The sequence below is a fragment of the Bradyrhizobium canariense genome, assembly GCF_019402665.1.
GTDB classification, from domain to species: domain Bacteria; phylum Pseudomonadota; class Alphaproteobacteria; order Rhizobiales; family Xanthobacteraceae; genus Bradyrhizobium; species Bradyrhizobium canariense.
Genome location: NZ_VSST01000032.1, coordinates 59,542 through 67,170, shown reverse-complemented (window position 1 = coordinate 67,170; position 7,629 = coordinate 59,542). Strand labels below are relative to the sequence as shown.

Annotated in this window: 7 protein-coding genes and 1 pseudogene; 3 read left to right on the top strand and 5 right to left on the bottom strand. The window is 64.2% G+C overall.

The window, feature by feature from the left end; translation table 11 throughout:
* Positions 1-141: 141 nt before the first annotated feature.
* The 3 genes and pseudogenes from FXB41_RS17540 (at position 142) to fabA (ending at position 3,600) form a co-directional block, all read left to right on the top strand.
* The gene (locus FXB41_RS17540) at positions 142-1,728 is read left to right on the top strand and encodes a DEAD/DEAH box helicase (protein WP_219682619.1); all 1,587 of its coding nucleotides are present in this window, start codon (positions 142-144) and stop codon (positions 1,726-1,728) included.
* Between the two features lie 166 nt (positions 1,729-1,894).
* Complete coding sequence (locus FXB41_RS17535) at positions 1,895-2,962, top strand: GGDEF domain-containing protein (protein ID WP_219682618.1); 1,068 nt, start codon at positions 1,895-1,897, stop codon at positions 2,960-2,962.
* A gap of 108 nt (positions 2,963-3,070) precedes the next feature.
* A pseudogene (gene fabA, locus FXB41_RS17530) lies at positions 3,071-3,600 on the top strand (bifunctional 3-hydroxydecanoyl-ACP dehydratase/trans-2-decenoyl-ACP isomerase).
* Between the two features lie 60 nt (positions 3,601-3,660).
* Here fabA and FXB41_RS17525 read toward each other — a convergent pair.
* The 5 genes from FXB41_RS17525 to sufD form a co-directional block, all read right to left on the bottom strand.
* Complete coding sequence (locus FXB41_RS17525) at positions 3,661-4,071, bottom strand: TfoX/Sxy family protein (RefSeq protein WP_219682617.1); 411 nt, start codon at positions 4,069-4,071, stop codon at positions 3,661-3,663.
* Between the two features lie 136 nt (positions 4,072-4,207).
* Positions 4,208-4,618: a HesB/IscA family protein gene (locus FXB41_RS17520; protein WP_081747958.1), complete on the bottom strand. Its 411-nt coding sequence runs from the start codon at positions 4,616-4,618 to the stop codon at positions 4,208-4,210.
* Between the two features lie 74 nt (positions 4,619-4,692).
* Entirely contained in the window at positions 4,693-5,064 is a 372-nt protein-coding gene (locus FXB41_RS17515; protein WP_007591551.1) for an SUF system Fe-S cluster assembly protein, read from the bottom strand.
* Positions 5,061-6,308, bottom strand: coding sequence for a cysteine desulfurase (locus FXB41_RS17510; protein ID WP_219682616.1), 1,248 nt, complete (start codon positions 6,306-6,308; stop codon positions 5,061-5,063). Before FXB41_RS17510 ends, FXB41_RS17515 begins: the two co-directional genes overlap by 4 nt.
* Positions 6,305-7,627 carry a Fe-S cluster assembly protein SufD gene (gene sufD, locus FXB41_RS17505; RefSeq protein WP_219682615.1) on the bottom strand — a complete coding sequence of 441 codons (1,323 nt, stop codon included), beginning with the start codon at positions 7,625-7,627 and terminating at the stop codon, positions 6,305-6,307. Before sufD ends, FXB41_RS17510 begins: the two co-directional genes overlap by 4 nt.
* Positions 7,628-7,629 lie beyond the last annotated feature (2 nt).

The following is a 7,629-nucleotide window of genomic DNA, read 5'->3' as shown; positions in this document are numbered from 1 at the left end:
GATCGAAGAGCGATTCCTGAGCCTGGCGCTTTGTTCGCGTGAGTCAGCACCCCCAGCTTCTTTGAGAGCGCGCCGTTTCGGGGTGGAACGCGACAGCCTTATTACCCTCGATTCCGAACGGCGGTTTCGACCAGAGGCTCAATGTCTTTTACCCATCTCGGACTATCCGAAAAAGTCCTCGCCGCAGTGGCGGCCACCGGTTACACCACCCCCACCCCCATTCAGGAACAGGCGATCCCTCACGTCCTCGCTCGCAAGGACGTGCTCGGCATCGCCCAGACCGGCACCGGCAAGACCGCGGCCTTCGTGCTGCCGATGCTCACCATTCTCGAAAAGGGCCGCGCCCGGGCGCGCATGCCGCGCACCCTGATCCTCGAGCCGACCCGCGAACTCGCGGCGCAGGTGAAGGAAAACTTCGACCGCTGCGGCGCGGGCCAGAAACTCAACGTCGCCCTCCTGATCGGCGGCGTTTCCTTCGGCGACCAGGATGCCAAGCTGACGCGCGGCGTCGACGTGCTGATCGCAACTCCCGGCCGCCTGCTCGACCACACGGAGCGCGGCGGCCTGCTGCTCACCGGCGTCGAGCTGCTCGTCATCGACGAAGCCGACCGCATGCTGGACATGGGCTTCATTCCCGACATCGAGCGCGTCTGCAAGCTCGTCCCGTTCACGCGGCAGACCCTGTTCTTCACCGCGACCATGCCGCCGGAGATCCGGCGCATCACCGAAACCTTCCTGCACAATCCGCAGAAGGTCGAGGTATCGAAGCCCGCCACGACCGCTGTCACCGTTACGCAGTGCCAGGTCCCGGCCGGGCGCGAGGCGCACGAGAAGCGCGAGCTGCTTCGCCGACTGCTGCGCGAGGCCAAGGATCTCCAGAACGCGATCATCTTCTGCAATCGCAAACGCGACGTCGCCGTCGTTCACAAATCGCTGCAAAAGCACGGCTTCAGCGTCGGTGCGCTTCATGGCGACATGGACCAGTCGGCCCGCACGGCGGCACTCGAGCAGTTCCGCAAGGGCGAGCTGCCCCTCCTGGTCGCGTCCGACGTCGCCGCCCGCGGCCTCGACATCCCCGAGGTCAGCCACGTCTTCAATTTCGACGTTCCCCACCATCCCGACGACTATGTCCATCGCGTCGGCCGCACCGGTCGCGCAGGCCGGTCCGGCATGGCGATCTCGCTCGTTACGCCGCTCGACCAGAAGTCGATGGTGGCGATCGAGAAGCTGATCGGCCAGAGCATTCCGCGCGCCGAAGGCGATTTCGAAGTCCGCACCGATGCATCCGATGCGAGCGAGCGTCCGCGCGAGCAGCGCGGCCGTGAACGTTCACGCGGCGGACGCGGCAAGCCGCAGCGCGGTCGCGATCGTGAACGCAGCCATGAGCCGCGCGAACCACGTGGCGAGGCACAGCCTTCTGCCGAAGCACGGTCCGTTCCCGAGGCAAGGCCCGCTTCCGAAGCAAAGCCCGCGCGCGAGGCAAGACCTTCGCGTGAAGCAAGACCTTCGCGTGAAGCCAGACCTTCGCGTGAGGCAAGACCTCCGCGCGAAGCCAGGCCAGCATCCGAGCCGCGTGACGGTGCGCGCCAGCAGGCCAATCCGTCGCATGTGCCGTCGATCGGCCGTCCCGAGCCGCGCCGCCAACGCGAGGCCGACAGCGAGCCGGGCGACCACTCGCATCTGCCGGCATTTCTGCTGCGTCCGGTTCGCTCCCCCGCCGGCGCCTGAAGCACGATACGCGCCCGGCTTTGGTTGAAACCAAGCTGGCGCGCACTTTTTCGGATGCATTCGTGGACGTATATTTACGGGGCGTTCACGATCGTCCGTTAGCCTACGAACATAATTTAAGTATTGCTGCGGTCGCCGGCACGCTGATCGCTGTGGGGTATGTTCCGTGGTCAAGGTGCTCGACGAACACGAACGCACGATGGCGTTCGCCGAGGTAGCGCTCGGTCAGATCCGATCGCTACGGCAGACGGCAATTCCCCGCAATTACGAGATCTGGTACGTCTACGCCACCGGCTACAACGCTCCACTCAACAAGATCATCAACGAGACGCTGGCGCGGAGCGGCAATCTCACCGAAGCCGATCTCGATCAGATCTACGAGACCTACCTCTCCCACATCAAGACTACCGACCGCATCGACAAGGTCGGCGCGCGCGTCATCGGCGAGATCGACGACGTGATGAAGGTCCTCGGCGACGCGCTCGGGATGACCGGCTCCTACGATGCCAGCCTGTCGGGCGCGACCGAAAAGCTGTCATCGGCCAAGAGCCGCGAGCAGCTCAAGTCGATCGTCGAGACGCTGCTGCATTCGACCCGCGAGATGCGCGAGACCAACAAGGCGCTGGAAGACCGGCTGACGCTGTCGAAGAGCGAGATCAGCAACCTCCAGCAGAGCCTGGAGGCGATCCGCGCAGAGAGCCTCACCGATCCGCTGACGGGGCTCGGCAACCGCAAATATTTCGATCGCATGATCGACATGGCCGTGGAAGGCGCGCTCGCCTCCGGTGAGCCGCTGTCGCTGCTGCTGGTCGACATCGATCATTTCAAGTCGTTCAACGATTCCTACGGTCATCTCACCGGCGACCAGGTGCTGCGGCTGGTCGGCCTGTCGCTGAAGCAGACCATCAAGGGCCAGGACATCACCGCCCGCTATGGCGGCGAGGAATTCGCGGTCGTGCTGCCCAACACCGCGCTGCGCCAGGCCCTCACGGTGGCCGATCACATCCGCCGCGCGGTGATGGCCAAGGAATTGAAAAAGAAGTCCACCGGCGAAATCCTCGGCCGCGTCACCATCTCGGTCGGCGTCTCCATGCTCAAGCCGGGCGACGACACCGATGCGCTGATCGAACGCGCGGATGCCTGCCTCTACGCCGCCAAACGCAACGGCCGCAACCGCGTGATCTGCGAGGCCGATCCGGAATTCGCAGTCGAGACACACAACCGGGTGGCGTGACGCCGAAGCCACGCACCGCCACCCGCGCTTGACATTCTGACCGGACAAACGACATCTCTCTCGCCGCCTTGAGGGGTCCGCCCGCGAGCATCCGGAGGACTTGTCGTCTTGCCCAACCCGCATGATTTTCACACGCCGCAACCGTCCTACACGAGGGATGAGCTGCTGAGATCGAGCGAGGGCGGCTATTTCGGCCCGGGCAATGCGCAATTACCGGCGCCGCCGATGCTGATGATGGATCGCATCACGGAGATCAGCCTGGACGGCGGCGAGTTCGGCAAGGGCCATATCGTCGGCGAGTTCGACATCGCGCCGGGCCATTGGTTCTTCGATTGCCACTATCGCGGCGATGCCACGATGCCGGCCTCTCTGGGGCTGGATGCCATGTGGCAGATGGTCGGCTATTGGCTGGGATGGTCGGGCTCCCCGGGCAAAGGCCGCGCCATCGGCGTCGGCGAGGTGGAGTTCACGGGCTCCATCACACCGGACACACGATGCGTGCGCTACGAGGCGTCATGCGCCAGGTGAGGCGCGGCAGGCTGGTCCTGGGATTTGCCGACGGCAGCGTGCTGGCTGACGGTGTCTGCGTTTACATCGCCAAAGACATGAGGGTTGGCCTGACCAAGGCCGTGGAGTGAAGTCGCGTAGGGTGGGCAAAGGCGCACAGCGCTGTGCCCACCATCTTCCGCTCCGCGACCTTAGCGGTGGGCACGCTTCGCTTTGCCCACCCTACGAACCGCCTTCTTGGCTGCTTGATTCTTCGCCGCCTTCTTGAGCTTGGGCCGCTTCTTCACCTTGGCGCGCTGGGCGGCGGCGAGCGCGGCCCTCGCCCATTGCGAAAGCTCCTCGGAATCGTCGAACAGCCGAGCCGGCAGCTCCCAATAGGAGTTCACCACCACGGTCTTGGCGCGGGTCGCGTATTGGAACGGCTTCGAGCCTTCCGCTTCAAAATCCGGGATGGTCACCTCGTCGGCGCGGAAAAACAGGCCGGCGCGCAAGGCCAGCGCGAAATTGACGCCGTCGGCGGAGATGCCGTAGCCGGAGAACATTTTTCGGATGGCGACGGGGCCGAAATCGGCGAACAGGTCGATCAGGAATTCGCGGTTCATGGCAGGCTTCCCGGGGCGAGCAGCCCAGCGTTCATACCACCGCCGTCATTGCGAGCGAAGCGAAGCAATCCAGGCTGTCGACGCGGAGACAGCCTGGATTGCTTCGTCGCAAGTGCTCCTCGCAATGACGGAAAAACTACCCGTCGATCTGCGCCGGGCGCAGCTCGACCGACTCGCCGCAGCCGCAGGCGGAGATCTGGTTGGGGTTGTTGAAGACGAACTGGGCCTGCATCTTGTCGGCCTTGTAGTCCATCTCGGTACCGAGCAGGAACAGCACGGCCTTCGGATCGACCAGGATCTTGACGCCCTTGTCCTCGACGACCTCGTCGGTCGGGCGAACATCATGGGCGTATTCGACCGTGTAGGACTGGCCGGCGCAGCCGCCGTTCTTGACGCCGACGCGCAGGCCCACAATCTCGGAATCGGCGCGCTGGGTCAGCTCGTTGATGCGCTGGGCAGCAGCATCCGTCAGCCGCATCACTTGTGGGCGCGGCCGCCGCGGTTTCGGAGTGGATGCTGGTGTCGAGCCCGACGATATCTGTGTCATGTCAATGATGTGGTCCGTTGCCGAGCGAATTCAATGCCAAGGATCTAACGAGTATCTAAAGCCAGGGTTACGCGTCACCACATGTTGAGCACGAGGCGGGCCTCGTCGCTCATGCGTTCCGGCGTCCAGGCCGGCTCCCAGACCACCTTGACGTCGACCACGCCGACGCCGGGAACGCTGGCGACCGCGTTCTCGACCATGGTCGGCAGCTCGCCGGCAGCCGGGCAGTTCGGCGTCGTCAGCGTCATTTGCACGTCGACCGAGCGATCGTCCTTGATCTCGACCTTGTAGATCAGGCCGAGCTCGTAGATGTCAGCCGGGATTTCCGGGTCGAACACGGTCTTCAGCCCGGCGATGATCTCGGTGGTGAGACGCTCGGTCTCCTCAGGCGGCAGCGCCGACTGGGTTTCCATCGGATTGGCTTTGATTTCGGCCGTGTCACTCATGCGAACAAATCCCGCGCCTTCAACAGCGCCTGTGCCAGATGATCGACTTCTTCTCGCGTATTATACATGCCGAACGACGCCCGGCATGTGGCCGTGACGTTGAACCGCTCTAAAAGCGGCATCACGCAATGGGTGCCGGCGCGCACCGCGATGCCCTGGCGGTCGATCACGGTGGCGACGTCATGGGCGTGGGCGCCCTTGAGCTCAAAAGAGATCACCGGGCCCTTGCCCCGTGCCGTGCCGATCAGCCGCAGCGAGTTGATCTCGCGCAGCTTGTCCTGGGCGTAGGTGACGAGATCGTGCTCGTGCGCGGCGATACGCTCCTTGCCGATCGAATTGACGTAGTCGATGGCGGCGCCAAGCCCGACGGCCTCGACAATCGCCGGCGTGCCGGCCTCGAATTTGTGCGGGGGATCCCCATAGGTGACGATGTCGCGCGAGACTTCGCGGATCATCTCGCCGCCGCCGTTGAACGGACGCATCGCGACCAGGTGGTCGTACTTGGCCCAGAGCACGCCGATGCCGGTCGGACCGTAGACCTTGTGGCCGGTGAAGACGTAGAAGTCGCAGCCGAGGTCCTGGACGTCGACTGGGATATGCACCGCGCCCTGGCTGCCGTCGACCAGCACGGGAATGCCGCGGGCGTGGGCGATCTTCACGACGTCCTTGACCGGGACGATGGTGCCGAGCGCGTTCGACATCTGCGTGATCGCGACCAGCTTGGTCTTCGACGTCAGCAGCTTTTCGAATTCGTCGATGAGGAAATTGCCCTCGTCGTCGACCGGCGCCCATTTGATCACGGCACCGTGGCGTTCCCTGAGGAAATGCCAGGGCACGATGTTGGAGTGGTGCTCCATGATCGAGATGACGATCTCGTCGCCTTCTTTGATGTTCGGCTCGCCCCAGGACGAGGCGACGAGATTGATCGCCTCGGTCGCGTTGCGGGTGAAGATCACTTCCTCGGTCCGCGGCGCGTTGATGAACTGCGCCACCTTGGTGCGACCGCCCTCATAGGCTTCGGTCGCGGCATTGGCCAGGTAATGCAGGCCGCGATGCACGTTGGCGTATTCGGAGGTATAGGCCTGCGTCATGCGATCGAGCACGGCGCTCGGCTTCTGTGCAGAAGCCGCGTTATCGAGATAGACCAGCGGCTTACCATAGATCTGCATGGCCAGCGCCGGAAAATCCTGGCGCACGCGCGCAACGTCGTAAGAGCCGTTCTTGACTGCCGGATGCATGCTCATTGGCGCCGCTCCAGCCAGCGCTCGGCAATGCCGATCACGTGCTCGCGCAGATCATCGTCGGCGATCTGCTCGATCGCCTCGCCGACGAAAGCCTGGATCAGCAGCGCCTGGGCCTGCTTCTCCGGCAAGCCGCGCGCCTTCAGATAGAACAGCAGACTGTCGTCGAGCGCACCGGCGGTGGCGCCGTGACCGCAGGAGACGTCGTCAGCGAAAATCTCGAGCTCGGGCTTGTTGTCGGCTTCCGCTTCGTCCGAGAGCAGCAGCGCGCGGATCATCATCTTGCCGTCGGTCTTCTGTGCGTCGGGACGAACGATGATGCGGCCCTGAAACACCGAATGGGCGCGGTCGTCGATCACGGCGCGGAAAACCTCGCGGCTCACGCAGTTCGGCACGGCATGGTCGACCACCAAGGTGGTGTCGCCATGTTCGGTCTTCTGCAACAGGTTCACGCCGTTGACGGAGAGCTCGCTGCCCTCGCCCGCCAGCGTGATGAAGCCTTGCAGGCGGCTGACCGCAGCACCGGTGGTCATGTTGAAGAAATTGAGCTTCGTATTCGCACCGACCGTGACGAACTGCGAGGTGATGTTCACCGCATCCGGCGAATCGTCCATCAGGCGGATATGCGCGGCGTCTGCGTTGTCGCCGACCGCGAGGATGACGGCATCGTTGACTTGATAGGCGCTCGTCTTTCCAGCCGCGACGAAGCTTTCGATGATCGTCGCCCGGGCGCCCTTGCCGATACGCAGATGCGAGCGCGTGAACGACGAGGCCGAAGATGCGGTCGCGACATGAATAAGTTGGACCGGGGCGGACGGCTGCGCGCCATCAGCGACCGAGATCACCACGCCGTCGGTCGCCATCGCCGCATTGAGCGAGATCACGGCGTCGCTTGAAATGGTCTGCAGGAGATCGGCGGCGGCGGGATTGGCCTTGTTCTCCAGCACCTCACGCAACGTCTTGACGCTCACCTCGGAGCCAAGCGCCTTCAGGTCCGACAAATCGGCCGCGAACACGCCGTCGACCAGCACCAGCTTGCGGGCGCCCGCGATCGCATGCGCCTTCACGGCGTCCGCGGCACGCTTCAACGCAGCCGCATCGGGTGCAGCCGCCAGCGGCAGCACCTCGCCGACCAGCGCGCGCAGATCGGTGTATTTCCATTCCTCGATCCGGCGGTGCGGCAGGCCGAGACGCTCATAGGTCTCGAACGCCTCGCGACGCACCGCGATCACGGAAGGCGAACCCGGCAGACGGCCTGCGGCGCTGGCGAAGAGATCGCTCACCGCGCGGCCATTTCCGGTCTTTGCCACAGCAACGTTCATCG

Coding starts and splice junctions, on each gene's coding strand:
- FXB41_RS17540 (WP_219682619.1), top strand. CDS start 142: ATGTCTTTTACCCATCTCGGACTATCCGAAAAAGTCCTCGCCGCAGTG.
- FXB41_RS17525 (WP_219682617.1), bottom strand. CDS start 4,071: ATGAACCGCGAATTCCTGATCGACCTGTTCGCCGATTTCGGCCCCGTC.
- FXB41_RS17520 (WP_081747958.1), bottom strand. CDS start 4,618: ATGACACAGATATCGTCGGGCTCGACACCAGCATCCACTCCGAAACCG.
- FXB41_RS17515 (WP_007591551.1), bottom strand. CDS start 5,064: ATGAGTGACACGGCCGAAATCAAAGCCAATCCGATGGAAACCCAGTCG.
- FXB41_RS17510 (WP_219682616.1), bottom strand. CDS start 6,308: ATGAGCATGCATCCGGCAGTCAAGAACGGCTCTTACGACGTTGCGCGC.
- sufD (WP_219682615.1), bottom strand. CDS start 7,627: ATGAACGTTGCTGTGGCAAAGACCGGAAATGGCCGCGCGGTGAGCGAT.